The organism is Candidatus Binataceae bacterium, from assembly GCA_035308025.1.
Lineage (GTDB): Bacteria > Desulfobacterota > Binatia > Binatales > Binataceae > JAJPHI01.
On sequence record DATGHL010000052.1, the window covers coordinates 85,258 to 109,142 of the forward strand.

General features: G+C 62.8%; 31 protein-coding genes, 1 tRNA gene and 2 pseudogenes. 19 read left to right on the forward strand and 15 right to left on the reverse strand.

The annotated features are described in order from the left end of the window. Positions 1 to 48: 48 nt before the first annotated feature. From VKS22_16070 to VKS22_16080, 3 genes and pseudogenes are all read right to left on the reverse strand, one after another. The gene (locus VKS22_16070; GenBank protein HLW72129.1) at positions 49 to 477 is read right to left on the reverse strand and encodes an OB-fold domain-containing protein; all 429 of its coding nucleotides are present in this window, start codon (positions 475 to 477) and stop codon (positions 49 to 51) included. 94 nt (positions 478 to 571) lie between these two features. Beyond that, positions 572 to 1,756 (reverse strand): thiolase family protein, encoded by a 1,185-nt coding sequence (locus VKS22_16075; GenBank protein HLW72130.1) that lies wholly within the window; start codon positions 1,754 to 1,756, stop codon positions 572 to 574. A 590-nt stretch (positions 1,757 to 2,346) separates the two neighbouring features. Then, positions 2,347 to 2,601, reverse strand: a pseudogene (locus tag VKS22_16080) (IS3 family transposase). Between the two features lie 208 nt (positions 2,602 to 2,809). Here VKS22_16080 and VKS22_16085 point away from each other — a divergent pair. After that, positions 2,810 to 4,087, forward strand: coding sequence for a CmcJ/NvfI family oxidoreductase (locus VKS22_16085; protein ID HLW72131.1), 1,278 nt, complete (start codon positions 2,810 to 2,812; stop codon positions 4,085 to 4,087). A 270-nt stretch (positions 4,088 to 4,357) separates the two neighbouring features. Here VKS22_16085 and VKS22_16090 read toward each other — a convergent pair whose 3' ends face one another. The 3 genes and pseudogenes from VKS22_16090 to VKS22_16100 all read right to left on the reverse strand — a co-directional run bounded on the left by VKS22_16090 (position 4,358) and on the right by VKS22_16100 (position 5,851). After that, positions 4,358 to 4,522: a hypothetical protein gene (locus VKS22_16090; GenBank protein ID HLW72132.1), complete on the reverse strand. Its 165-nt coding sequence runs from the start codon at positions 4,520 to 4,522 to the stop codon at positions 4,358 to 4,360. 341 nt (positions 4,523 to 4,863) lie between these two features. Beyond that, a pseudogene (locus VKS22_16095) lies at positions 4,864 to 5,135 on the reverse strand (DDE-type integrase/transposase/recombinase). A gap of 152 nt (positions 5,136 to 5,287) precedes the next feature. Next, positions 5,288 to 5,851 carry a hypothetical protein gene (locus VKS22_16100; GenBank protein HLW72133.1) on the reverse strand — a complete coding sequence of 188 codons (564 nt, stop codon included), beginning with the start codon at positions 5,849 to 5,851 and terminating at the stop codon, positions 5,288 to 5,290. Positions 5,852 to 6,076: 225 nt separating this feature from the next. Between VKS22_16100 and VKS22_16105 the strand changes: the two genes are divergently transcribed. Next, positions 6,077 to 7,711, forward strand: coding sequence for a thiamine pyrophosphate-binding protein (locus tag VKS22_16105; GenBank protein ID HLW72134.1), 1,635 nt, complete (start codon positions 6,077 to 6,079; stop codon positions 7,709 to 7,711). Between the two features lie 57 nt (positions 7,712 to 7,768). Here the strand turns inward: VKS22_16105 and VKS22_16110 are convergent, their stop codons facing one another. Further along, the gene (locus VKS22_16110; GenBank protein HLW72135.1) at positions 7,769 to 8,659 is read right to left on the reverse strand and encodes a TauD/TfdA family dioxygenase; all 891 of its coding nucleotides are present in this window, start codon (positions 8,657 to 8,659) and stop codon (positions 7,769 to 7,771) included. A 127-nt stretch (positions 8,660 to 8,786) separates the two neighbouring features. On the opposite strand from VKS22_16110, the gene VKS22_16115 reads away from it, so the two are divergent. Then, positions 8,787 to 9,632, forward strand: a complete 846-nt coding sequence (locus tag VKS22_16115; GenBank protein HLW72136.1) for an RluA family pseudouridine synthase — start codon at positions 8,787 to 8,789, stop codon at positions 9,630 to 9,632. Positions 9,633 to 9,659: 27 nt separating this feature from the next. Here the strand turns inward: VKS22_16115 and panD are convergent, their stop codons facing one another. From panD to VKS22_16150, 7 genes are all read right to left on the reverse strand, one after another. After that, complete coding sequence (panD, locus tag VKS22_16120) at positions 9,660 to 10,028, reverse strand: aspartate 1-decarboxylase (GenBank protein ID HLW72137.1); 369 nt, start codon at positions 10,026 to 10,028, stop codon at positions 9,660 to 9,662. Continuing rightward, positions 10,025 to 10,921, reverse strand: coding sequence for a pantoate--beta-alanine ligase (gene panC / locus VKS22_16125; protein ID HLW72138.1), 897 nt, complete (start codon positions 10,919 to 10,921; stop codon positions 10,025 to 10,027). The genes panD and panC overlap by 4 nt, the downstream gene beginning before the upstream one ends. Then, positions 10,897 to 11,745, reverse strand: coding sequence for a 3-methyl-2-oxobutanoate hydroxymethyltransferase (gene panB / locus VKS22_16130; protein ID HLW72139.1), 849 nt, complete (start codon positions 11,743 to 11,745; stop codon positions 10,897 to 10,899). Before panB ends, panC begins: the two co-directional genes overlap by 25 nt. Positions 11,746 to 12,061: 316 nt before the next feature. Beyond that, positions 12,062 to 12,616: a PDZ domain-containing protein gene (locus VKS22_16135; protein ID HLW72140.1), complete on the reverse strand. Its 555-nt coding sequence runs from the start codon at positions 12,614 to 12,616 to the stop codon at positions 12,062 to 12,064. Positions 12,617 to 12,665: 49 nt separating this feature from the next. After that, positions 12,666 to 13,547 (reverse strand): MBL fold metallo-hydrolase, encoded by an 882-nt coding sequence (locus VKS22_16140; GenBank protein ID HLW72141.1) that lies wholly within the window; start codon positions 13,545 to 13,547, stop codon positions 12,666 to 12,668. An 83-nt stretch (positions 13,548 to 13,630) separates the two neighbouring features. Then, positions 13,631 to 14,404 carry a type III pantothenate kinase gene (locus VKS22_16145; protein ID HLW72142.1) on the reverse strand — a complete coding sequence of 258 codons (774 nt, stop codon included), beginning with the start codon at positions 14,402 to 14,404 and terminating at the stop codon, positions 13,631 to 13,633. 89 nt (positions 14,405 to 14,493) lie between these two features. Further along, on the reverse strand, positions 14,494 to 15,084 hold the full coding sequence (locus VKS22_16150; GenBank protein HLW72143.1) for a hypothetical protein: 591 nt from the start codon (positions 15,082 to 15,084) through the stop codon (positions 14,494 to 14,496). Between the two features lie 137 nt (positions 15,085 to 15,221). Here VKS22_16150 and VKS22_16155 point away from each other — a divergent pair, with 137 nt between their 5' ends. From VKS22_16155 to VKS22_16170, 4 genes are all read left to right on the forward strand, one after another. After that, complete coding sequence (locus VKS22_16155) at positions 15,222 to 15,965, forward strand: SDR family NAD(P)-dependent oxidoreductase (protein ID HLW72144.1); 744 nt, start codon at positions 15,222 to 15,224, stop codon at positions 15,963 to 15,965. A gap of 113 nt (positions 15,966 to 16,078) precedes the next feature. Then, positions 16,079 to 16,155, forward strand: a tRNA-Pro gene (locus VKS22_16160). Positions 16,156 to 16,277: 122 nt separating this feature from the next. Then, on the forward strand, positions 16,278 to 16,439 hold the full coding sequence (locus tag VKS22_16165; GenBank protein ID HLW72145.1) for a hypothetical protein: 162 nt from the start codon (positions 16,278 to 16,280) through the stop codon (positions 16,437 to 16,439). Then, complete coding sequence (locus VKS22_16170) at positions 16,439 to 17,011, forward strand: hypothetical protein (GenBank protein ID HLW72146.1); 573 nt, start codon at positions 16,439 to 16,441, stop codon at positions 17,009 to 17,011. The genes VKS22_16165 and VKS22_16170 overlap by 1 nt, the downstream gene beginning before the upstream one ends. Here the strand turns inward: VKS22_16170 and VKS22_16175 are convergent. Continuing rightward, complete coding sequence (locus VKS22_16175) at positions 17,001 to 17,150, reverse strand: hypothetical protein (GenBank protein HLW72147.1); 150 nt, start codon at positions 17,148 to 17,150, stop codon at positions 17,001 to 17,003. The genes VKS22_16170 and VKS22_16175 overlap by 11 nt on opposite strands. Before the next feature lie 930 nt (positions 17,151 to 18,080). On the opposite strand from VKS22_16175, the gene VKS22_16180 reads away from it, so the two are divergent. From VKS22_16180 to VKS22_16235, 12 genes are all read left to right on the forward strand, one after another. Beyond that, entirely contained in the window at positions 18,081 to 18,437 is a 357-nt protein-coding gene (locus VKS22_16180) for a hypothetical protein (protein HLW72148.1), read from the forward strand. A gap of 22 nt (positions 18,438 to 18,459) precedes the next feature. Then, complete coding sequence (locus VKS22_16185; GenBank protein ID HLW72149.1) at positions 18,460 to 18,798, forward strand: hypothetical protein; 339 nt, start codon at positions 18,460 to 18,462, stop codon at positions 18,796 to 18,798. A 41-nt stretch (positions 18,799 to 18,839) separates the two neighbouring features. Further along, positions 18,840 to 19,169 carry a hypothetical protein gene (locus tag VKS22_16190; protein HLW72150.1) on the forward strand — a complete coding sequence of 110 codons (330 nt, stop codon included), beginning with the start codon at positions 18,840 to 18,842 and terminating at the stop codon, positions 19,167 to 19,169. Between the two features lie 14 nt (positions 19,170 to 19,183). After that, positions 19,184 to 19,561, forward strand: coding sequence for a hypothetical protein (locus tag VKS22_16195; protein ID HLW72151.1), 378 nt, complete (start codon positions 19,184 to 19,186; stop codon positions 19,559 to 19,561). Between the two features lie 30 nt (positions 19,562 to 19,591). After that, positions 19,592 to 19,816 carry a hypothetical protein gene (locus VKS22_16200; protein HLW72152.1) on the forward strand — a complete coding sequence of 75 codons (225 nt, stop codon included), beginning with the start codon at positions 19,592 to 19,594 and terminating at the stop codon, positions 19,814 to 19,816. Positions 19,817 to 19,887: 71 nt separating this feature from the next. Beyond that, positions 19,888 to 20,154 (forward strand): hypothetical protein, encoded by a 267-nt coding sequence (locus VKS22_16205; protein ID HLW72153.1) that lies wholly within the window; start codon positions 19,888 to 19,890, stop codon positions 20,152 to 20,154. Positions 20,155 to 20,527: 373 nt separating this feature from the next. Next, positions 20,528 to 21,292 carry an MT-A70 family methyltransferase gene (locus VKS22_16210; protein HLW72154.1) on the forward strand — a complete coding sequence of 255 codons (765 nt, stop codon included), beginning with the start codon at positions 20,528 to 20,530 and terminating at the stop codon, positions 21,290 to 21,292. Positions 21,293 to 21,387: 95 nt separating this feature from the next. Further along, positions 21,388 to 21,849, forward strand: a complete 462-nt coding sequence (locus tag VKS22_16215; protein ID HLW72155.1) for a hypothetical protein — start codon at positions 21,388 to 21,390, stop codon at positions 21,847 to 21,849. After that, entirely contained in the window at positions 21,821 to 22,351 is a 531-nt protein-coding gene (locus tag VKS22_16220) for a hypothetical protein (GenBank protein ID HLW72156.1), read from the forward strand. Before VKS22_16215 ends, VKS22_16220 begins: the two co-directional genes overlap by 29 nt. A gap of 43 nt (positions 22,352 to 22,394) precedes the next feature. Then, positions 22,395 to 22,847, forward strand: a complete 453-nt coding sequence (locus VKS22_16225) for a ParB N-terminal domain-containing protein (GenBank protein ID HLW72157.1) — start codon at positions 22,395 to 22,397, stop codon at positions 22,845 to 22,847. Continuing rightward, the gene (locus VKS22_16230) at positions 22,828 to 23,694 is read left to right on the forward strand and encodes a terminase small subunit (GenBank protein HLW72158.1); all 867 of its coding nucleotides are present in this window, start codon (positions 22,828 to 22,830) and stop codon (positions 23,692 to 23,694) included. The genes VKS22_16225 and VKS22_16230 overlap by 20 nt, the downstream gene beginning before the upstream one ends. Before the next feature lie 4 nt (positions 23,695 to 23,698). Beyond that, positions 23,699 to 23,878 (forward strand): hypothetical protein, encoded by a 180-nt coding sequence (locus tag VKS22_16235; protein ID HLW72159.1) that lies wholly within the window; start codon positions 23,699 to 23,701, stop codon positions 23,876 to 23,878. Positions 23,879 to 23,885 lie beyond the last annotated feature (7 nt).

The following is a 23,885-nucleotide window of genomic DNA, read 5'->3' on the forward strand; positions in this document are numbered from 1 at the left end:
TAATCCCTTAATTGCCCCGTGCGCGCGCAATCGGCGCCGCGCCAGCCACTATTCGATGAGCGGCCGAAATTTGGGCAGTGCAACCTGATCGTCCAGATCGTCGAACCAGACTTCGACCGGCATGCCGACCGTAAGCCGGTCAGGAGGTAGTCCCGTAATCCACGTCGCGAGGCGCGGTCCCTCATCGAGTTCGACGATCGCCGCGGCATACGGCACCTCATTGGCAAACGCTGGGTCGAGCGCCTGATGGACAACGGTCCAGCAATAGACCTTGCCCTTTCCCAAGGTTGGCGCCCATTCCCGCCGCATCGAATGGCAACTGCCACACATCGGGCGTGGCGGATGACGCCAGACGCCGCAGTCCTGACAGCGCTGAAACCGCAGCTCCCGCTTGCGGCACCATTCGTAGAACTCTTTCGCATTACCGCGCAAAAGAACCGATCGCTTGTCCGCCGGCGCCGGATTCTCAGTCTTCATGTTTTTCGCCATTCGCGCAGCACGCGACTCCGATTCTTGATGAGACTCGCAGCGACGTGCTCGATTATCGAACTCCTCTCACGTGAAAACATTCTCAACGGCGTAGAACCGCAACCGAGCCGTGGCCGTGCCCACCCCAGCCGGTGACCAATCCTAGCTCTGCCTCGTTTACCTGCCGGGCCCCGGCCTCGCCGCGTAGCTGCACGACCGCTTCGACCAGATGATTCATGCCCGAGTTGTGCGCCTGCGACAAAAGCCCTCCGTGCGTATTGATCGGCAGCTCTCCGCCCAATTCGATACGGCCGCCTTCAACGAAAGCTCCCCCTTCGCCCCTTTTGCAAAAGCCGGCGGCCTCGATCTGCAGCATCGCCTGCCCGGTGAAACAATCATAGATTTCTGCGAAGTCCATGTCGGACGGCTTCATCCCCGCCATCGCGAAGGCGCGCGGCGCGCAGAAATCGAGACCCATCTTGAGTATGTCAGGACGGTTCGGCAGATCGTGCGGCGGAAACGGATGCCCCGAAGCGATACCCGTCACATAGACCGGTTTGCGCCGCAGGTCTCTGGCGCGTTCGGTGGTCGTCACCAGCAACGCGCCCGCGCCATCGGTCTCGAGACAACAATCGAGCAAACGATACGGATAGCTAACCCAACGCGACGCCAGATAGTCGGCCAGATCCATCGGCTTACCGCGCATCACCGCGTTGGGATGAAGCTGCGCATGTTTGCGCATCGCTATGGCGATAGCGCCAAGCTGCTCGTGCGTCGTGCCGTAGAGCTGCATATAGCGTTGCGCCATCCACGCATAGTGCTGTGGCGGCGCGCCAACTCCGAAAGGTGCGTAATAATCGCGAATCGTCTCCGCGGATTGCAGCCCGGTGCCGGGATCGGAATTCAGCTGTCGCGCCTTGCGCCCGGAATAAAAGCGGCAGCAGAGCGGGATCAAGGCGTAGCTTGCAATGCCGCTGGCCAGCGCGGTCGCGGCGCACTCGAGTGCAGCCACACACATCGCTCCGCCCATCTCCTGCAGCGACGTCGTATAGTGCAGATCCTGCAGTCCGAGATTCGCGATAAAATCGCCCGCCGTGCCGCCGCCTCCAGCTCCGCCGGGCAAGATCACCGTGTCGATCGCTTCCGGCTTGATCCCGGCGTCCTCGATGGCGGCAAGCGAAGCCTCCAGCGACAATTCAAGCGCGCTCTTGTTGGTGCCGCGCGTGTAGGCCGTCTCGCCGATACCGACGATGCAGGTCTTGTCGCGCAGATCAGCCAGTGCAGGCATTCTTGGTGCCTCCCTGTCGCAAAAACGGCCCTGACTATTTACGCCGATTTTGCGGTCACACGGAATTTTGAAACAAACGCGCTCAACTTCCCGCGTCTAACTTCAGCACCTCGCTCTCGCCAAGGCCGTAGATCGGCGCAGTCGTCCGCGGGCAAGCTCACAACGTTTATGTTCCGTCACGGTCTTATCACAACGTGAAAGAAGTATTACTGCCGTCCCGGAGCTACGCGCAAGCAGAACGAGTGCCGCGTGTCCGAAGAGTTTGAATGGCGAATTGCAGGTCAGCGTCTTTCAAGCGGCGAGCCTCGAAGACCTCGAGCCGCATACTTTGCTTACACTTCGAGAAGGTCGCGCTCGAGATTTCGTCGCGGTGGCAGGTCGGCGATCCGCCGGTTGAATTGCCTCGGTTATTTGAGTTGCCGGTAAACCAGCTGCCCCAGACCGGAGTCATCGCGAAGCGGTTGACTGTATCGGATAGAACTTTCTTTGCGAGCTCGTCGCAGCTGGCTTGCACCCGATGCCCGTCAGGTGAGAGTAGCATCGGTTGACGTATTTGCCCCGGGCGGGTGGTGAGACACGGTGACGGGCCGCGGAGCCCTTCCCGGCGCGCGTTTGCGCCGGCCACGACGGCGCACCATCAACTGCTCTTCGCGATATAATCGGCAGAGCTTTTTGTGATTCATCCGTCGACCTTCACCCCCCAGTAGCCAACCCCGGCGCCGACAACCGAAACCCCGCCGGCTTGCGGCGAGCTCGCGCAGGCGCAGCCGCACCAGCGCATCGTCCGGTCGTTTCGGCGAATAACTCAGGCTCGAACGGTTGAGTTCCACCAGCCTGCACGCACGCATCCGACTCCTCCCCGGTACTGCTCGAGCAGTCGTATAGCCGCACTCCGTCGCGTCGCAGGCCTCAGACGTTTTTTCCGAGTAGGTCCTTGAGCGCAGCGCGGTGGGCAGGACGAAATACTCGCCCTGTCGGCTAATGTGTGATAGACCCGGTAAAACTATATACCCTGTGCACCACGATTGGGCACTTTTTATCAGGGGTCATGCTATGGACCAGCTCAAGGACATCGAGAACCACGTTGCGGGGATTACGAAGAGAGCTTCGTCGGTCTATGCGCCTCCCCTCCAACTCACCAAAGGACAGCCGGCGCCAATCGCTGCGAATGGCGGTCTATCCTACATGTCCCTCGACCGAAACGGCGATGCCGGGACTGCCGCCGCGACCGAGGATGCGCTCCGCCAGATTGCCGAGGGCAAAGGGCAAGCGCTTATCGATGCGCTCGATAAGGCTCCTCCCGGCCCGATCGAGACCAAGTGGGGCCGTGGATTTCGTAGCTACGCAGAATGCCTTGAATATATTCGAGCGCACCAAATCGAAGCCCCTGAAGGTGGCGTAGCGCTTCCGCTGCGCTACGCCGTTGACGAGCAGCCATCCTACTCGATCGTCCCGTCAAACGCACTCTGGCGGGACCCGGCGCGCGCGGCCGAGGCCAAGGCGTTGCGCAAGGAAGAGCAAGACATCGGGCGACGATGCCTCTATTTTCCTGTAGTTTTGCGCGACGCGCGACGAATCGGGGAATACTACCCAGGTCTCTCGCCCAACAGCGCCGCATGCATGGACAAGCTCGGTGTTTCGCTCGCGCGCTGCGAGTCCAAGTGCAAAAATTTTTACGACGCGGCGGAGGTGGAGCGCGTGTTCTACCCGGAGATGGAGAAGCTCTTGTTGGAGTTTTTCCCAGGCGCCGCGGATGCACTCGTGTACAACCACGATGTTTTCGACAAGGACTACAAAGGCGACCGCACCGAGGATCAGGCCAAGAACAATCCAGGTGTGAACGCCAATTACGCCTACATCGTGCACAACGACCTGAATGATAACAGTGGCCGCGTGCGCTGCCGCGAGCTGCTCACGAAGAACCTGCGGAACTTCGGGCGCGCGCAGCACTACACGGAGGAGCAGGCCGACGCCAAGATGTCGCAGCGGTTCATGTCGATCAACCTCGCCAAGCCGATGGAGACCGTGTGCCAGAACCCCTTCGTGCTCTGCGCCTGGCCCTCTTTCGCCGACCAGCCGTACGTCACCAACTACCGCGTCTACGACGATCGCGTCGGTGAGACCACCCGCTTCACCTACCGCGCCGACCACGAGTGGTACTGGTTTCCCCAGCAGAAGCCCACCGAGGTCTCGATGCTCAAGTGCTACGACTCCGTCACCGACGGTTCCGTCTCGCGCTGGTCTTTCCACACTGCCTGCATCGACCCAACCGCCCCCGACGACGCTCCCTGCCGCAAGAACGTCGTGGTCCGAGCCTTTGTCTTTTTCTAAGAAGACAAGAAGACGCAGCGGGAAAAGGGCGAAGAGCGGCTTTGATTTTATATATTAGCGGCTCCTCACACTCTCCTGCCGCGCGTGGCGAAAGTCAGTTCCACCACTACAAGTTTGACACAGTCGCTATCTGCGTCGTAGGCATTGGCGTACGCATGTGAGAGAAATTGTGGAGCTTGAACTCGTACCCGCCAGAGCCGCGAGTTCCACCGCTCCTAGGCGACATTCGCACTGCGACGAGCTCCCGCAGAGCTGACCGAGGTGCTTGGCCTAGATCGCGGCAACCGCAACCGCCAGCACCTGCTTCTGATAGGTTCGCGGCGCCACCGGCCGTTGGCGCCAGGCAGAGAACCCGGCCCGCGATACCGCCAGCATCCGGCACATCAACGCTACTGGGAAAGCGGCCTTCTCCGTCGCGATGAAAGCGAATCTCACACGCTCTCCCTGGCGAAGAAGGCCGTCGCTTTTTCAGGATTTCGCGCTCCCTGCGCAAACGCTGATTATCGCGCGCCCATGCCGCTTCAAGCCACGGGTAAGGCCGCGTCAGAGCCAAGCGTAGCTGCCTACTGACGCCACAGCGACGAGCCTTCGCTCGGTGTATGCAGCGCGCTCTACAAACACGAAAGCCTGTACGCCCCGCATTCGTTCCATCATGACCGCGGCGATATATAACCGAGACATAAGCCACTCTGGCCAGCCCCCAGCGCCATGATGGCGAAATCGGCGGGCGTTACAGACTGGACCTGCTCCAGCATCGTACGCGTTGAGTCGGGTTAAGCGGCCAACCGCGGATAGTTGCGGCGTTCAAATTCGACCGGGCTGAGATAGTCGAGCGATGAATGGCGCCGCCGGCGATTATAGAATCGTTCGAGATCTTCAAAAATCGACGTGCGCGCTTGGGCACGGGTCCGCCGCGTGGCGGACGGCGTTGCGCCAGAGCCATGCGCAGCGCGTCCAACGCCAGCTTGCGATCAATCCGCTCGCTCATCGCCCAACCCACTTCCTGCCGCGAGAACAGATCGATGATCACCGCCAGGTAGAGCCAGCCTCGCGGGTCCACAGCCATTCGAAAGGACACGCGCCTTGGTCCACAAACACTTTCGGCGGCGTCTGCGCCGCGACGACGCACGCGATCAAGACCGCGGTAAAGGCGCCGATTTGAGCTAATAAAATGCCGCGCATCGACGTCTATCGACGGAATCAAGCGGATAGACGACCGGTTTCGCCTGGATAGGCTGCACCGTCTTTTGAGCGCCATACAAACTCGACTTCGACAGCGATGCCGAGTTGCCGAGCGGTGTGCAAGGTGTATCTCCACGCGTGATTTGCGTCTTGTCCCTGCACCGATAAGCCGACGTCTGAAAGAAACCGATAGCCGTCGGTCTCTTTTCGACCCACTACAAATGGTACGGCGAGGAACCGTTGAAGCTGCGCGTGGTCATTGCCTGCCTTGGTTTTGGCCAACCTAACTACCGCGACGAGCAATGTCTTCCAGTTAGTCTTTCCCGAAATCGGCATCCCGCCCAGTTGCGCCGATTGCAATTTCGTATGCCTTAGATCGGGGGGCGCGTCAGGATCGAATTGTCGGGGCTGAGGCCGGCCCTGTGTCGACATCGGAGCGCCGTTAGTACTTCGCGCAGCGCTAGGCGCTGGCGCCTGCATCTGTTTTTCCAAGTCGACCCGACGAGTTTCAAGTTTTTCAAGGTCGCTGCTCAGCTTGCCGATACGTTCGCAGACTTCACGGTATTCTTTGATGTCGAACATGGCTCGTTGCCCTTAATTCTACAGAGTGAAATACATACATACCAGAAATACATACCACACGCAACTCCAAAGCGACAAATTGCTATTCGCTATAACCACGCACGAGCGCAAGTCGGTCGCCCTTGACAGCGACCGCCTCCGATTGCTCCAACAATCACTGACCGATCGCCGATAACTAATCGCGAGCCCGACGCATACGGGCAGCGCGCAGGGGAGAATCGACAGGTGAGCACATTACGCGGAGAACAGATCATCGCGAAGAGCTTTCAGCGCGAGGGCGTCGATACCATCTTCTTCATGATGGGTGGGCCGACCGGCGGCACCGCCGGCGCCTGTCTCGACCTCGGCATGCAGGGCATCTATGTCCGCCACGAGCAGGCCGCCGCGATGATGGCGCATGCCTACGCGCGCGTCACCGGCAAGCCCGGCATCTGTATCGCGCCGATGGGCCCCGGGGTCGCCAATCTGGTCACCGGCCTCGCCAACGCCTGGGCCGACGCCTCGCCGATTATCGCAATTGGCGGCTCCGCCCCGATGCGCGGATGGACGCTCGACACCTTCCAGGAGATGGACCAGGTGCCGATGATGAAGCCGATCGTCAAAAACGCCTTTCGCGTGGACCTCGGCTATCGCATCCCTGAATACATCAGTATCGCCTTTCGCGAGGCCCTCGACGGCAAGCGCGGCCCGATCTATCTCGACCTGCCGGGCGACATCCTTTCGGGCAAAGTCGATGAGGAGAAGATCAACTGGGTCGACGGCAACTATCGCACCGAGGCGCGGCCGGCCGGCGATCCGATCCTGATCAAAAAGGCGGTCGATCTGCTGGCCAACGCGCGCAAGCCCCTGATCGTCACGGGTAGCGGCGTGCTCTGGGCCGACGCGGAGGCGGATCTGAAAGCCTTCGTTGACGCCACGGGCATCCCCTTCTTCACGACTCCGCAAGGCCGCGGCGTGGTTTCCGAGGACCATCCGCGCTCATTCCCGGCGGCGCGTTCGACCGCCTTCCGCGAAGCCGACGTCGTGCTTGTGATCGGCGCGCGGGCCAACTCGATGCTCTCGTTCCTGCGTGCGCCGCGTTTTTCGCCCGACGCCAAATTCATCAACGTCAATGTTGACGGCCGCGAGATCGGCCACAACCGCGCCGCCGATATCGGCATTATCGGCGACGCCAAGCTGGTGCTGGGGCAACTCAAAGACGCCGCGGCGGGCCGCTTCAACGCCAAAGAAGAGAGCGTCTGGGTCGCGCAACTCGCGGCGAAGCATCGCACCAACCAGGAGCGCAACGCCCCGCTGATGCACTCGTCCAAGACGCCGATTCATCCGCTGCGCCTGTGCAACGAGGTCAAGGACGTCATCACCCGCGACACGATCCTGGTCGTCGACGGCCACGAGATTCTCAACTTCGCCCGCCAGTCGATTCCGATCTACAACGCGCGATGCAGCCTCAATGCCGGGCCGCACGGATGCATGGGCGTCGGCATCCCCTTCGGGATCGGCGCAAAAGTTGCGGCGCCCGACAAGCCGGTCGTGGTGCTGAGCGGCGACGGCGCCTTCGGCTGGAACGGAATGGAGATGGACACCGCCATCCGGCACAAGCTCAATATCGTCGTCGTGCTCTCGAACAACGGCGGCTTTACCTCGCGTCAGACCGGCGGCACGGTCGGCCGCGATCTCGGTTATCAGCGCTACGACAAGATGGTCGAGGCGCTCGGTGGCTACGGAGAATTCATCGATAAGCCCGACGAGATCCGCCCGGCGATCGAGCGCGCGATCAAGTCGAACAAGCCCGCGCTGGTCAACGTCTGCACCGATCCGGACGCGCAGGCGACCACCGACATGGGCTTCGCCGGCTACTGATTGGTTTTCTCCCGGGTGCAGCCGGCGGCGCCCGCTGCGATAATGCGGGCCCGTCGGCTAAGGCGCCGAGCGCGCTTCGGTCTGCGTAGTGTTCGCGATGTCGGCGACCGTTGCGCGCTGCAGGTCGCGGACCCAGCGCAGATCGTCGTAAGCGCCCCCGCGATGCATCGTGCAGCGATCGTCCCACATCACGAGATCGTGCTTGCGCCATCGATGGTGATAGACGAACTGCCGCTGGGTGGCGTGCGCGATCAGCTCGTCGACCAGCGTGCGCGCTGCGTCGTCGGGCATCCCGCGGATCTTGCCGATGTGTGAAGCGAGATAAAGCGAGCGCCGACCACTTTCGGGGATCGTACGGATCATTACCTGCGGGACCGGGCTCAGGTTGGCGCGCTCCTCCGCGGTGAAGTTGGTAAAGCCGGTGCGCTCACGCGAGTAGATCAGGGAGTGCTCGGCGATCAGGCCCGCGAGCCGCTCGCGCGCGGCCTCGGGTAGCGCGTCGCAGGCGGCGCGCAGATCGGCAAATTCGGTGTAGCCGCCGACCGGCGGAATCTCACGCGCATAGAGCAGCGAGGCCCGCGCGGGCAGATACTTGAAGGAACTGTCGGTATGCCAGAGCCGATTGCCCGCGGCGATCATCCGCATGCGCCCCTCGTCGCGCCAGATTTCGCTGCGATGGTTGAGATTCGAGACGTCGGCAAGCTCCGGGCGCAGGCGCAGTTTTACGTCCATCTTGAGGAAGACGACCTGCTCGAGCTCGCCGAAATTACGCGCGAAGGCGAGATGCTGATCCTCGGTGAGCTGCTGCTCCGGGAAGATCAGCACGCTATAGTCCCAAAAGGCCTGCTTGACCGCAGTGAGATCGGCGGCGCTTAACTCGCGCGAAAGATCGATGTCGCCAATTTCTGCGGCGAAGTTGTCGCTCGCCGGCCAAACTGTAATCGCCAAAATACACCCCTTCTCTATGCCTGCTGTGGACCTTCGATCTAAGCCCAAGCGCACGCCGATGCCAAGAGCGCGTGGCCGGGATACGGCAGAAGCTGACCGCTCCGATGGCCGGGGGCGGCGGTTCAGGGTGGCGACAGAAGTTGAGTTACTGCCCTTTCTGCTGGGTCCGCCGCTCGAGCTCTCACGCAAACGCGCGAAGGAGTTGATCCGCTTCGGCGCGGTGAGCGTCGCGGGCCGGACGCATCTCCGGCACGATACGCGACTCGCGGCCGGCGACATCGTTACGATCGCGAAGGGGCTGAACCTGCGTCCGGGCACCCCGCCGCCGGCGCTCAAGATCGTTCACCTCGATGCGGCCATCGTGGTCATCGACAAGCCCGCCGGGCTGCTGGCGATGGGCTCGGCGCGGGAAAAAGAACGCACCGCCCACCGGCTGCTCAATGAGTATCTGAAAACCTCCGTCAACGCGCGCGACCAGCAGGCCTTCATCGTCCATCGGCTCGACCGCGAGACCTCGGGCCTGATGATCTTCGCGCGGAGCGAGGCGAGCCAGTCGGCGCTGCAGCGCGGATGGAAGAACGTCACCAAACGCTATCTGGCGACCGTGGAGGGAGCGCCGCCCAGCGCGGAGGGGACGCTCGAGGATCGCCTGATGGAAAACGCCTCGATGATGGTGCGGCGGGTACCGAGCGGAGGCGAGCTGGCCGTCACGCACTATCGAGTGATTCGGCGGCGCAGGCTGCGATCGCTACTCGAACTCACGCTGGCGACCGGGCGCAAGCATCAGATTCGCGTGCAGCTCGCCGGCGCCGGATGTCCCGTCGTGGGCGATCGCAAATATGGCACGGGGGTCGAGTCAGCGCCGCGCCTCGCGCTGCATGCATGCGAACTGAGCCTGCGTCATCCGGTCTCGGCGGCATCGCTGGTGTTTCGCAGCACCCTGCCGCTAGCCTTGGCTAAGTTGCTGCAATAGCCGATTCTGACCGGCAACTTGGGAGCGTTATCCGGTTTTGGCGATATAGAGTTCGCGCGGGCGGTTACGTTCGTCGACGTGGATCACGGTGGGTTTGCATTTGCTCGCGCCTGCTTCGTCCATCGGGGCGAAGGTCGCCACGATAATGATATCACCGGGCTTGCCGCGCAGCGCGGCGGCGCCGTTGAGCGCGACTTCGCCGGAGCCCGCCGGCGCATTGATCGCGTAAGTTTCGAGCCGCTCGCCGTTAGTCACATTCCAGACGTGAACCATCTCGTATTGGAGGATGCCCGCGGCATTGAGCAGGTTGGTATCGATCGCGATGCTGCCCTCGTAGTCGGGGTCGGCGCCGGTCAGATGCAGGCGATGAAGCTTGGCACGCAGCATTATTCTCATGGCAGTGACTCACTGTCGCGAATAGGTAGAACCAGGTTGTCGATCAGGCGGGTCTTGCCGATGCGGGCGGCGATCGCGACGACGATCGCGCGTTCGGCGGCGTCGATTGCATGCAACGCTTCGGCGTCAACGACTTCGACGTATTCGACTTCCACCCCGGGGGTGCTCTCGAGCAGATGGAGCGCTGCGCAGCGCAACTCGCGCGGATCGCGCTGACCGTTCTTGAAAGCGGCGCGGGCGGCGCGCAGCGCGCAGCTCAGCGCCAGCGCCCGTTTGCGTTCGTCGGGCGACAGATAGGCGTTGCGCGAGCTCATCGCGAGGCCGTCGCTTTCGCGCACGGTGCCGACCGGGATGATCGCGAGATCGAAATTGAGATCGCGGACCATCCGCTCGATCGCGCGCAACTGCTGAAAATCTTTTTCACCGAAGAGCGCGCAGTGCGGCTTGAGGATATTAAAGAGCTTCGCGACCACCGTCGTGACGCCGCGGAAGTGGCCGGGGCGATGGTCCCCGCAGAGCCCGCGCGTGACCGCGGTGGCCTCAACCCAGGTTTGCGAGCCGGCCGGGAACATGACGTCGGGCTCGGGCGCGAAGAGCACATCGACCGGCACCGTGCGCATCAGCTTGCAGTCGCCCTCGAAGTTGCGCGGGTAGCGCGAGAAATCCTCGTTGGGGCCGAACTGGGTCGGATTGACGAAGAGCGAACTGGCCAGCCGCGTGGCGTGACGCCGCCCTTCGCGCATCAGGGTGAGATGGCCCTCGTGCAGGAAGCCCATCGTTGGGACAAAGGCAATGGTCTCGCCGCGGCGGCGCGCGCTATCCGACCAGGCCTGCATCTCGCGTGGATCGGCGATAATCTCCATCGCGGTCAGCGCCCCTTGACGCCGTAGCAATGTTCGGGTGCCGGAAAAGTGCGCGCGCGGACGTCGCGAATATAGCCGGCGGCCGCGGCCGCCGAATCCTGCCACAGGTTTGCGTAGGGCTTGGCGAAGCGCGGGACGAAGGACTCGCTCAGCCCCAGCAGATCGTGCATCACGAGGACCTGCCCGTCACAGCCGGGGCCGGCGCCGATCCCGATAGTCGGAATGGCGGCGCGCTGCGTGATCTCGTTGGCAAGTTCCACCGGCATCCCTTCGAGGACGATCGCGAAAGCTCCCGCCTGCTCAACGGCCGCCGCGTCCTCGAGCAGCCGCTCGCGGCATCCGGGGCCGTGGCCCGAGCGACGTCCTTGCACGCGATGCCCGCCCATCCGATGGACCGATTGGGGCGTCAGCCCGATATGGCCCATCACCGGGATGTCAATCTCAACCAGCCGGCGGATCGTCTCGGCCATCGTGATCCCGCCTTCGAGCTTGACCGCTTCGGCGGCGCCATCCTTGATCAGGCGGCCGGCGCTGCGGATGGCCTGCTCGACGCTGACCTGATAGCTGAGGAAGGGCAGATCGCCGACGACGAGGGCGCGACGCCGCGCCCGCGCGACCATCCGCAGGTGGTAAATGATTTCACTGAGGGTGACCGGCAGCGTGCTGTCAGCCCCCTGCACGACCATCCCGAGGCTGTCGCCGACCAGCAGAACGTCGATGCCGGCTTGGTCGAAAATCCGCGCGAAGGGATAATCGTAGGCCGTCAGCATCGTGATCGGCCTCGCGGCCGACTTCATGCGCGACAGATCGGTGGTCCGAACTTTTTCGCCCTTTTCACCGTTTTCACCGGCCATGGCCACGCCTGCCTTTCCGCACAAAAAAGCGGAATTCCAATCACCGGAACCCCGCAAACTTTGCGTAAGAAACAGCTCTTGAGCCTCGTTCGGGGTCCCGGTCTTTTTTAGTCAGATCCAGGCACGAGGCCCAAGCTCTATGTTCGGTTCAGCGACCCAGCAGGCCTGTTCGCTGATTTATCCTTAACGCAGCTCGCAGACTTCCTTCGGCTTCGCTCAGGACAGGCTGCCTGCTCGGCGCCACTGCGCTCCGCCTAGCTTTGGCGGAGCCGTTTTTCTAGCGCGAACCGTCGCGAGTGTAAAGCGCAAATTTGCGTCAGGATTCCGGCGCCGGCGGCATCGGCACCGGAAGCTGGACCCGCTGACCGTTGCGCACGATACTCAGATAGACGATTTCGCCGGGCTGCAGGTCGCGTAGGCAGTCCTCGAAGTCGAGGACATCGGTAACGCGATTGCCGTCGACGCCGACGATCAGATCGTAGCTTTCACCGGCCTTGGTCGCTTCCAGGAGCGGCACAACCATCATGGCGGGCGGAAAAAAGAGCGCCCCGGCGATCGACGCCGCCTCGACGACGGTTTTGATCTTCCGATGAGTGCTTTTCAGTCCCGCCTTGGCAGCCGGTCCGCCGGAATCGACGCTGATCACTAATAACCCGGACTGCTTCTCGCCTGAACTGAGAGTTCGCTCATCGGCGCGGACGGCGATACCCAGAGGCGCCACATTTTCGTCTTCGCCGGCCAGATAATCCTGCATAGTGCCGATGTTCGGATCGCCGGGCACGGCCGGCGGAGGTGAAACGGAGAAGTATGTGTCATCCGGTGAGCCGGCGGGACCGGCCGCCGTGGCGACGGCTGCGGCTGCTGCGAGCATCACCACACAGCACACGAAGAGCGGCAGTGCGGCGATCCGCCTGCGCGCGCTATTTGATCGCCCAAACGCCATCGCGGTCCGTGACGCGGCCTTCGTCGTGAAGTTTCTTGAGATGAGAGCGCACCGATTGCGCCGCGGCCGGATGGAGGAATTCCGGCACGTCGGTGTAAATCCGTTTAACGATTGCGGGAACTTCGAGCGGTCCGTCTTTGATCGCGTTCAGCACCTGGCGTTCGCGCAGCTCGCGATGAGCGATATATTCGCGAATTTTCTTCCCGGCGTTGCGAATCACGGGTCCGTGCGCCGGGTAGATCGTTTCAGCCTCGAGCGCGAGCAGCCGCCGCAGTGAATCCATGTACTGGCCGAGGTCGCCTGTGCCGTCGGGAATTATCGTCGTCCCGGCGCCGAGCACCACATCGCCGGTGAAGATGGCGCGCTCTTCGGCCAGGTAGTAGCAGATGTGATCGGGAGCATGACCCGGCGTGAAGACCGCGCGCAGGGTCGCGCCGTCGGTGCTGACGACCGCGTCATGATCGATTTCCGTGATGGGAGTCCCGGCGGCGTCGTCGGGTCCGGCGCTCGGCCACGGCTTCTTCAAGACCTCGAGCCGGCCGAAGAGCTTGGTGACGTCCTTGACCCCGCCGATATGGTCTTGGTGCGCATGGGTCAAAACGATCTTGTCGGGGCGATTGGCGCCGGCCAACTCTTCGAGCGCCACCGGCAAAAGCTCGGCCCACTTCGCGACGCCGACGCCGGTATCGAGCAGAATCGGCCGCGATCCGGTTCCCACGATGTAAGTATTGGTGCCGGGTCCGGTGAAGGGTCCGGGATTGTGGCCGAGCACTGTCGCGACGCGCGGCGAAAGCCGGGCGTAGTCGGGCAGCTTGAGCCCCATCATCGAATCGGCAACCACGCGTAGCGGCTCAGGCATCTTCGCTCCTTACTCGGGCAAACTCAGGCACTCGCTGCTTCACCCGGACATCTCTGATGGCGCGGTCATCTCTGATGGCGCGATTATGGCCGCCGGTTGCGTTCAAAGATCAAGCGCAAGCCGGTCAGCGTCAGGAACTCGTCCACATCTTCGATCGTCGTCGACTCCGGTGCAATCAAATCGGCCAACCCGCCGGTCGCAACGACCCGGGTTTTTTCCCCGCGCTCGCGGATAATCCGTTCGACCAGGCCATCGACCAGCGCCGTGTAGCCGAAGATCAAGCCGGATTGAATCGCGCCGACAGTGGTGCGGCCCACGACCTCGCGCGGCCGCGTCAACTCGACGCGGTAGAGCTTCGCCGCATGGGCGACCAGCGCGTCCAGCGAGATCCCGAGTCCGGGGGCTATCGCACCGCCGACATACTCGCCGCGTCCGGTCACATAGTCGAAGGTCGTGGCGGTGCCGAAATCCACCACTATCAACGCCGAGCGGTAACGCTCATAGGCCGCGACCGCGTTGACAATACGATCGGCGCCGACCTCCTTGGGATTCTCGTAAAGAATCGGCATTCCGGTCTTGATGCCCGGGCCGACGATCAACGGCTGACACTGAAAATAGTGCCGCGCCAACAGTTCGATCGCCTGATTGAGCGGCGGCACTACGCATGCAATAACAACACCCTCGGGCGCCAGCGGAACCTCAAGTCCCGCCGCCCTCAGCAGCACATCGAGAATTACCGCGTGCTCGTCGGCGGTGCGTTCGGCGTTGGTCGAGATGCGCCAGTGATGCGCGAGCCGATCGTCATCGTAGATGCCGATTACGGTGTGCGTGTTGCCGACATCGATCGCGACCAGCATGTCTCTTCGCTCCGTCTACGCCCTAATACAGGCGCGCCCTGAGAGGATACTACGTCGCGAAACCGACGGTCGAAAGAGGTAATCTTCGCTCAGCGAACTCGATGCCACCAGCCGCCGAAGACCGGGCCGGACCCGCGCGGGCTCATCAGCAGGGGGCTATTGGCGGGGATCGCACTGAGGCCGCCGGGGCGCACGATGATCACACTCGAAGGCGGGATCGTGATGTACCGCCAACTGCTGACGCCAGGGTAATAGGGGATCGATCTTGGCGCCAACGCGAGCGCGCGCGCGGCCGCCAAGCGGTTCGCGTAATCGTCGAGATAGGCAGCTTCGTTCCCGGACAGCGTCGCGGCCGCGGCGTCATTCGAGTCCATCGCCGCCACGCTGTCGTCCGTGGCGCCGTCCGCCGAGGCCGCATCCGCGGGAGTTGCGTCCGCTGAGCTCTCGCCGGGATCGATGACCTGCGGCAACTCGAGCACCTGCCCGGAAGAATCGGGCGACGAATCGTCGACCCGGCTCCAGTCCGGCGTCGCTGCTTCGGAGATACCTTCAGTCAGGGCTGGCGTGGAATCGGGGTCATCCGTCTGCGCGCGGAGCGCGAGCGGGATAACTGCGGTGATTAAGAGGAGCGCGGCGGCGAGGCTGATTCCGCGACGATTGTGCAGTTGATTGAAATCCATCACTGCTCCCGATCGACCATATTTCCCCTCGCGCAGAGACTACCACGCGCCGGGTTGACGGCAAAACCGGGCGCTTGATTCAACCGGACTCTGCGCAAAGGTTGGCCGCGGCGGCCCTTCCAGCTAAGCTGCACGCCATGTCAGAAACCAAGGTCGCATTGATCACAGGCGCCGGACGCGGAATCGGCCGCGATATCGCGCAACGGCTCGGACGCGAGGGTTACGCCTGCGGGCTCATCGCACGGACCAAATCGCAACTCGACGAAACCGCCGAACTGATCCGCAAGGCCGGCGGCAAAGCGCTGGTCACGCCCACCGACGTTTCGAAGCGCGAGCAGGTGGTCGCGGCGGTCGCGGCAGTCGAGCGTGAGCTCGGGCCGATCAGCGTGCTGATCAACAACGCCGGCGCCTATCTGCGCAAGCCCTTCGTTGAGATCACCGAAGAGGATTTCGACTTTCAGCTCAAGGTCAACTGCTACGGCCCGTTCTTCGTCGCGCAGGCGGTGGTCGGCGGCATGGCCGAGCGCGGGCAGGGCACGATCATTTTCGTCCTCGGCTCCGAGACGCGCGGCGGCCCGGCGCAGTATGCGGCCTACACCGCCTCCAAGGTCGCCCAGCGCGCGCTCGCCGAGGCCTGCGCTTACGAATTCATGCATCGCGGCGTGCACTCGGTGGCCCTCGATGTTGATGGCGCGGTCGGACTACCGCGCGTGACGGCAGGCATGCCGGAGGAAGACCCCGACCACTTCGTCTCGACCGAAGCCATCTGCAGCGAGATCGTCCACGTGATCAATCAGCCGAAGAATGCCTGGACCTTCGCAGTCGATCTGCGCTCCTACTGGCAGTGGCGTCCGCGCGTCGCGGCGAAGAAAAAAGCTTGAGGCCGGCGAAGGCCACGCCTCGGCGATAGCGGCGCGGCTGGCTAAACCGCGTCGATCGGATAAGCTCGAAGCGGACACGTTCAAGCGGAAAAGTTGGATGCGAGTCCGCGGGTCGGGGTGTGGCGCAGCCTGGTAGCGCACACGCTTGGGGTGCGTGTGGTCGCCGGTTCAAATCCGGCCACCCCGACCAACTTCTAACCCCGCGATAGCGTTAAAGAATCTTGCATTTTCCTTTCTTTGTTTCCTGTCCCGTTCGGGACGAAAAAACCTTCCATCTGACACCTATCTGACAATTTTGGCGGGAGTTGTGGCATGAACGCGACTCCGCAGCTCACATGGCTGGACCTCTGCTCGGGACTCGGCGGCGCGTCGCAACCGGCGAAGGATCGTGGTTGGAAGGTCATTCGCGTTGACATCGATCCGCGGTTCAAGCCGGACATCGTGGGCTACGGAGCGGCGGGCGGGGGGCGGTGATGCCTAATGTAGATGACCACTTGGAGCCGGACCAGCTTCTATCGAGCCAATGGGCGGACCTCTATCGGCGGCGCCATCACGGGATGGAGGGCGAACGGCGGCTGGTGCTGGAAGTGTTCGCGGATGCGCTGACGGTCCTGCGGGTTCATCGTCGGGCCACGCGCTCGAAATGGATGGTGCTCTACCGCGACACGCTGGCGTGGGTGATGAGCGCCGCGACGCAGCCGTTCAGCGTTGAGTGGTGCTGCCAGATGTTAGAGAGCGACGGCCTGCGCTTCGACGCCGAAGCGATTCGGCGGGCAGTGCGCGCCCGCGAGATCGGGGTAATTGCGCGCCGAGCGGTATCAGTCCCAAGGGTTGCGCTGGTGCAACCACGATCGCGCGAAGCGGCGGCGGTGGGCATGATGACGGGCGCGGATTGCCGGATGCGGCTGCTCTATCTGAATTGGCTGGTCGCGGCCTTTTGGCTGAGTTTGAGGCGCGAAGGTTTTCTGATCGGCATGAAGTCTTGCGGGGGGACTCGAGATGTCACGAAATACGGCGCGGATAATCGCGGATGCGCTAAACGATAAGCAACGCGCTGACCATCTGCTTTGCGTCAACTGTCGCGCGCCGCGCGCGATGCAGCGGCCACGACTGCTCGACCTCACGCTGCTCGAGGTCGTAGCGGCCGCGGTGAAGTCGTCGCCGAGGCATCTGATCAAGGCCCATTTCGGGACTAGGTTCGGTGATTGGGCGATGCGAGAAGTGCGCCTCATCACTTACCTCAGGCCACGCCTAAATTGCGTCGGTTCGATTCGGCCGCGCAAAAACGCGCAGAGGACTGCCGCGTGAGCCGGTATCGCAAAGTAGACCCGCGTTATTGGATCGACGAGCGCGTCCGCGCGCTCAACGAAAGCGAAAAGCTGATCGGGCTCTATTGCATCACGGCGCAATCGAACCGGATTGGGCTGTTTAATTTCTCGCCCGCCCGCGCGGCCGAGGACTTGGGCATGGCATTCCAAACCTTCGCCAAAGGTTTCAAGAAGGTCTGCCGAAGCCTGCGGTTCGCCTTCGACAAAGCCGCCCGCGTGCTCTACGTCCCGACCTGGTGGAAATACAACCCACCGGAGAATCCGAACGTTCTGAAAAGTTGCCTCGCCGACCTCGACGATTTGCCGGAAACTCCTTTAGTAGCAACGTTTTTCGACAATCTGAAGTACCTGCCGGCGAGCCAGCATCAAACCTTTCGGGAAGGTTACGCCAAACGTATGGCTGAACCTTTGCCACATCAGGAGCAGGAGCAGGAACAAGATCAGGAACAGGAGCAGAAGCAGGATCTGGACGCGCGCGCGGGTACAGCGCCAATCAGGAATCAGCCGAGTCGGATTCCGGAAGGCTTCGAACTAACGGCTGAGCGCACTTTGGCAGCACTGGACGTCGGCCTCTCGCAGCCACGCGTCATGCCCGAATTCGATCGCTTCGTCGATTACTGGCGAGCCAAGGCCGGTCGCGAAGCGGTCAAGGCCGATTGGGACGCGACCTGGCGCAACTGGTGCCGACGGGCACTCGAGATCGAACCGTCGCGTGGAACGCCGCCGCCGGCGCGGCCGCGGCTGAGTCCGGGCATGGAGACGCTGAAACTAATCGGGGAGAAAGCCCTTGCAGCTGAGCGAGATAGCGAACGAAATTCTGCCGCGCCTCAAGGCCGCCTGGTATCGCCAGCCGATCGACGAACCGACGGTCCGGCTCTGGTTCGAGACGCTGGCGAACCAGGAGCTGATGGACGTCTTACCGGCGATACAGGAATTCATTCTGAGCGACCGGGCGGAGCCGCCGACGCCGGGGATGGTTTATCAGGCGGCGTTGGCCCGCCGGCAGTATCGCCGCGAGGAGCAGCGGCGGCAGACGCGGGCCTTGCCGGAGCCGGCGCGCACGCCCGAAGAAATTGCGCGGGCGCGGAAAATCTTCGCCCCCTTTACGAACCCGATCCGGGCGCTCAATGCCCGCTGCGCCTAACGGCAAAACGGAGGAATGACTAATGGCGGAAAAGGAAAACGGGAAGGAAGAGTACAGCCCGACGAGTATCACCACGCTCGCGCAGGGTGCGGTCGAGGAGCAATTCGCCGATGCCCTGATGAAGGTCATGGCCGACATCGACGATTTGAATGTCGAGGCGAAACAGAAACGCACGATCACAATCGAATGCGAATTTGAGCCGGACAAGACGCGGCAGGCGGTGGCGGTCCAGGTCAAGGTCAAGACCAAGCTGGCCGGGCTCAAGCCGGCGGAATCGGTGATTTTTGTCGCGCACGACCGCACCGGTCAGCCGCTCGCAGTGGACTCGAACTATCACCAGCCCGAGCTCTTTAAGGGCTAAACAAACACGGATTGAAAAACACTGAATGGGAGACAGTGAAAATGATTCGAGAGGCGCTCGAATACTTAGTCGGATTAGCTAATCGTCAACCGTATCGCGAAGCGATCGCGGGTCTGGAGTACAGCGATTGTGAGCTGAAGGTCATTAAGCCGCCGCGACCCGAGCCGCTGAGATTCTCGCGGCTACAGGCGCTGGCGGATTACGTCAAGCTCGCGCCGAAAGAAGCGATCATCGCGGACGATTACCTGATTCACGTCGAATCGCCTACGAGCGTGCGTTATTTCAGTTATCTGACGATGGCCATCGCGACCGCGAGCAATACGCAGTCGCGAATTATGCGATTCAAGGCTTTCCCTTCAAAGAGTTCTTGACGCCGGAGAATTTCGTGATCGCGGCGCAGACGCTGATCGTCGCGGATGACGAACGCGCGCGGCTGCTGGCGGTGGTCGGCAACGTCGGCGCGGAGCAGATCTCGACTTCGACCGATGACGGCATTTCGCAGACCGTCGCGGTCAAGGCCGGCGTTACGCTGGTCAAGAAAAAACAGATCGAGAATCCGTTCATGCTGCGGCCGCATCGGACGTTTGCCGAGGTGCAGCAGCCGGCCTCGCCGTTCATCCTGCGGGCGCGCCAAGCGACCGAGAATGCGATGCCGATGCTGGCGCTGTTCGAATGCGATAACGGCGTCTGGCAGATCGATGCAATCGCGGCGATCGCCGAATGGCTGAGGCTGAAGGTCGGCGAGGTTCCGGTGCTGGCGTAGCGGCTAAACCGCCGCGGAGGAGACGAAGCAATGATCGAATTGGGATCGAAAGTCCGGGACAAGATTACCGGCGCGGAAGGGACGGCGATCAGTCGTCTCATCCATATTACCGGATGCGATCGCTATTGCGTGCAGCCACCGGTCGATAAGGAAGGCAAATTCGTTAGCGAACTGTGGTTCGACGAAAATCGCCTTGAGACTCTCGAAAAGCCGAAGCCTGCATTAGCTACGGTGGGTGGGCCGTTTCCGGGGTGAGCGGGGCAATGACGCAGGGCGGTCTATTCGAGCGACGCTGGCCGGGGGCGCTTCACGCTAAGGCGGCTCCGGTGACGAGCAAGCTCGCCGCGCGGGAGCACGTCGCATCGGGGCGGAATGCTGCCCAGAGCGCGGCAGTGCTCGAATACGTGCGCCGCTGGCCGGACAGCACGTCGCGCGAGCTGGCTCATCGCGCGCGTTACGAAATGAGCGGCCTCGACCGCGTCGCGTTCGCGCGCCGGCTGCCGGACCTGGAAAAGGACGGCCTCGTCGTGAAAAGCGGCGCGCGGAGTTGTGAGCTCGGCAAGCGCATGGCGGTGACTTGGAGGGTGGCGTGATGCCGAAGCGAATCCAGCGGCAACGAGCCAAGGGTTGGAGAGCGCCGGCGGGAGCGGTCTACGTGGGCCGACCGTCGAAATGGGGCAATCCGTTTGTCGCGTGGCGCGACGGCGGCAGCAATCCATATGGCCGAGCTGTCGGACCGGGAATAGCCGTCCGCGGGTTTCGTGAGCTTCTCGCCGAACAATGGGCGTGGTCGCCGATCCCACCGCATAAATGGCCGCGAGGCAAGGTCCCCGCGCAGTTTACAAGTGTCGAAGACGTGAAACGCGAACTGTGCGGAAAGGATTTGATGTGTTGGTGCCCGCTCGTGGACGACGCCGGCCAGCCGGTTCCATGTCACGCAGATGTCCTGTTGGAGATCGCGAACGGATGAGCACTTACACCAAAATCCAATGGACCGACCGCACCTGGAATCCGGTTACCGGATGCTCCAAAGTCTCGCCGGGCTGCAGAAACTGCTACGCCGAGGCGCACGCCCATCGCTTCTGGGGCAAGCGCGAGTTCACCGATCGGCTGCCGGGTCCAAGTCGCGGCGCCGAGAGGAATTACCCGGTGCTCACGCACGAGGACATCGAGCGGTTTCCGCTGCCAGCGATTGCGGATGACGCGCTGCTGTTCCTGTGGCGCGTCGCGTCGCAGGTCGAAGAAGCCTATCGGGTCGTGCGTGCCTGGGGTTTCGTCCCGAAGACCGAGATCGTCTGGCTGAAACGCACGACCAGCGGCAAGCGCTGGTTCGGGATGGGTCGGATCGTCCGCGCTGAGCATGAGGTCTGCATTGTCGCAAAGCGCAGCCGGCCCGAAATTCTCGTCCGCAATATCCGGTCGACGTTCGAGGCGCGGGCGGGCGAGCACTCCGAAAAGCCGGAGTATTTCTATCGCGAAATAGTCGAGAAGCTCGCGGCGGGTCCTTATGTCGAGTTATTCGCACGGTGCCAGCGCGTCGGCTGGACGTGTCTCGGCAATCAAACAGAGCACAGAACAACGGTGGTGGAGGCGAGTGATGGAGCAGCCAAGCACGGAGCGGCTGAACGTGATGACGCTGGAGGAGGTCGCGGAGTATCTGCGCGTCCATCCGAGCACGATCTATCGGCTGCTCAAGCAGCGCTCGTTGCCGGCCTTCAAGGTCGGCAGTGACTGGCGCTTTGCGCGGACGCAGATCGACGAGTGGATCATTGCGGCGGTGGCCAAGCAGGAAGCGCCGCCCCCCGCCGGACGGTGATTAAAGGCTGATGAAAGAAGATCGCCAGCTCGGCGGGCGGCGGCGGCGGCGCGGTCGCGAAAAGAGTCCGCACGAGGAGCTCTTCGCGATGCATCTGAAGGCGCTGAAGCTGCCGGGCTGGGTGCGCGAGTTCCGGTTCGATCCCGATCGCAAGTGGCAATTCGACTTCTGCCGGCGGGATCTCAAGCTCGCGGTCGAAATCGAGGGCGGCACGGCCTCCGGCAAGAGTCGTCATTCAAAGGGCAAAGGTTTTGATGACGATTGCGAAAAGTATAACGCCGCGGCGATCGCAGGATGGCGGTTCTTGCGCGGGTCGGCCGAGATGGTCAGCGACGGCCGGCTGCTTCGGACGGTGGAGCGGGCATTAGGCGGGGCGACGCCGAACCGCGCAAACGAGTCGGCGAGCCGCGTCAACGGTGAGGCGGATACGGAGGGGGGCACAGATGCTCGAGACGGCGGCGCGGACGGATAAGCGGGCGGGCGTAGGATGGGGCGAAGGCGCGGACGAAAGCGGGATTGCGACCGCGGCGCGCAGTCTCGCTGGCGAAGAGATCCTGTTGCCGGTGCAATTCTTCGGCGATCCGATGCTGGTGCGGCGCAGCAGCGGGCTCCATCGGCTGATGCTGGCGGTGTTCGATCAGGCGCTACGCGATTTCTATCAGTGGCGGCATCGCGAAGAGGTGCGGCGCTGGCTGGGCTCGAAGCACGGCCCGTTCAGCTTCGGCGCAATCTGCGAGGCCTTCGGCTGGGAGGTCGAGTGGCTGCGGCCACGCGTGCGCGGCTGGATGCGCGAGGTCGAGGCCGGGCGTGGGCGGAAGTTGATGCGGCGGAGTCATTCAAGTCGCCGCTGCTCGCCGAGGCTGCCGCGTTCGCGCGATCGGCGAGAGCGGCGCCGGCGGACGGAGGCCAAAGGGCAGCGCGAATCGAAGCAAAAGCGACTTTTCGGAGGATTTGTCAAGCGGAATCCGATTTAACGCCAAAAGCACTTGAGTTCGTGGAATAATTCTCGCAGGTAAGATGGTGAAAATTCGCGACCGCATCAAGGAATTGCGCCGCGTCAAGGCCTCGGAATTGATCCCGAATCCGAAGAACTGGCGGGTCCATCCGCAGGCGCAGGCGGAGGCGCTGCGCGGGCTGCTCGCGGAAGTCGGGTTCGCCGACGCGCTGCTCGCGCGCGAATTGCCCGGCGGCAAGCTGATGCTGATCGATGGCCATCTGCGGGCCGAGACGACGCCCGCGAACGAAGTGCCGGTTCTGGTCCTGGACGTGAACGAAGCCGAGGCCGACAAGCTGTTGCTGACGCTCGATCCGCTGGCGTCGATGGCCGAGAAGGATGCGGCGGCGGTCGAGGAGCTGCTCAAGTCGGTGACGACGGAAAGCGAGGCGGTTGGCGCGCTGGGGCTCAAGCCCGAGTTGGTCAGCGAAGCGACACCGAAAAAGAAGCGGAGCCGTGGCAAAGCCAAAGCCTAAATTGCGGATTGCGCCGCCGACTCCGGAGCTGCAGACGAAGATCTGTCAGTTCATCAAGGCGGGTGCTCGTCCAGCGGCTGCAGCGGCCGGCTGTTCGGTCTCGTCGGCCGTCTTCTGGCATTGGATGGAGAACATCCCGGCGTTCAGAGCGGCCGTCGAAGGGGCGGAGGCCGAGGCGCGAATCGCGACGCAAGTCGAGTTGCGCAAGAAGAATCCGGCGGCTTGGCTCGGACGATCGGGGAACGCGGGAGTGCCGGTTTTGCGGCCGCAAATGAGGGGCGAAAAAGCGCACCAGCTCAATCTCCGTCAGCAGCGGTTCTGTCTCGAATACGTCAAGGACGGCAACGGGACGCAAGCCGCAATTCGCGCCGGGTACGCGGACAAAGGGGCGGAGGTGCAGGCCCATCACCTACTAAGAAATCCTAAGGTTTTGGAGAGGATTCGGACCGAGCGCGACCGGCTCGATGGCGCGCTCAATCTGTCGGTCGAGCGGGTGCTGCGTGAGTACATGCGGATCGCGTTTCTCGACCCGGCGCAGCTTTACGACGCCGTGGGCAATCTGTTGCCGATCAAGGAGATGCCGGCGGATGCGCGGCGCGCACTCAGCGGAATCGAGGTCGAGGAAGTGTATGACTTCGAGCGCGGCTCAAAGACTCAGGTCGCGACGCTGCGCAAGGTGCGCTTTGCGACCAAGCAGGGGGCGCTCGATGCGTTAGCGAAGCATCTCGGGATACTCAAGGATCGCGTGGAGCATTCGGGGCCGGGCGGCGGGCCGATTCCGATCACGGCGCTGCGCGAGGAGATTTTCCGCCTGATGGGCGATGGTGAGGCGGAGGAAAAGAAATAGGCCGATGCTGGCGATACTGGGCTGGGGCTGGGCGGTGGTCGTCGCCGTGGTCGTCGTGTGGGAAATCGCCACGCATAGCCGGCGGCTGGCGCGGCTCGAGCAGCGTGAGGCGCTGCGCACGGCGCTCGAAGCGGAGAAGGTAGCGGCGTTGAAGAATCAGGCGGTGGGCAGCGGGGGTGCGTGATCGCCTC